The sequence below is a fragment of the Natronococcus jeotgali DSM 18795 genome (assembly GCF_000337695.1).
Taxonomy (GTDB): Archaea; Halobacteriota; Halobacteria; order Halobacteriales; family Natrialbaceae; genus Natronococcus; species Natronococcus jeotgali.
Genome location: NZ_AOIA01000087.1, coordinates 1 through 617, shown reverse-complemented (window position 1 = coordinate 617; position 617 = coordinate 1). Strand labels below are relative to the sequence as shown.

General features: G+C 54.3%; 1 protein-coding gene. It reads right to left on the bottom strand.

Annotation, left to right across the window (positions count from 1 at the left end; translation table 11 throughout):
* Positions 1–225 precede the first annotated feature (225 nt).
* On the bottom strand, positions 226–617 hold a 392-nt coding region (locus C492_RS24180), incomplete at its 5' end, for a hypothetical protein (RefSeq protein ID WP_008422724.1).

Here is a 617-nt window from a genome sequence, read left to right as displayed (position 1 = left end):
CCCCCCGAACGATTCGACCGACCGACTCCCTCTCATCGATGATCTCAATCTCCCTCCCGAGTCAATCTCAGAGACAGTGATCGGAGTAGAGGCTACGATCGATTTCTACCCGTCTCACTTGCCTGCTGATCGATCCTCTCGAGAAGCGAGTCCTATCCACTACAGGGAGATGAGATCGATCACATAGCCTCTCACAGCCTCATGAGAGAAATGGAGTAAATCGGCTCACCAGTTGGTGTCGGCTGCGGAGTTCATGAGAGGTTCCGATGAAGCTCTCTCATCTCCCGGTCCCCATATGACTCTCTCAGGCTCATCAGGAGACTCTGGCTCATCGACAGTGGGATCATCATCCTCCTTCGAGGAATCGCTTGAGCTGTCGCTCTCGCCTTTCTCGACTATCTCAAGCTCGTCGTTCAGCTCGAGTCCGGAGTGATCATCGTCACTGCTCTGAGCGACATGGGAGAACAGCGATACCCGATCACCAACGACTATCCTCGAGCCCCCCTCTACCGGACAACGATAGATCTCAGGGCCATTACTCGAGTCATCATCTCCTTCTCTCGCTGATCGGATCCGATCGAGGTCATCCGAGGGATCGGAGAGACTCATCAGTGATC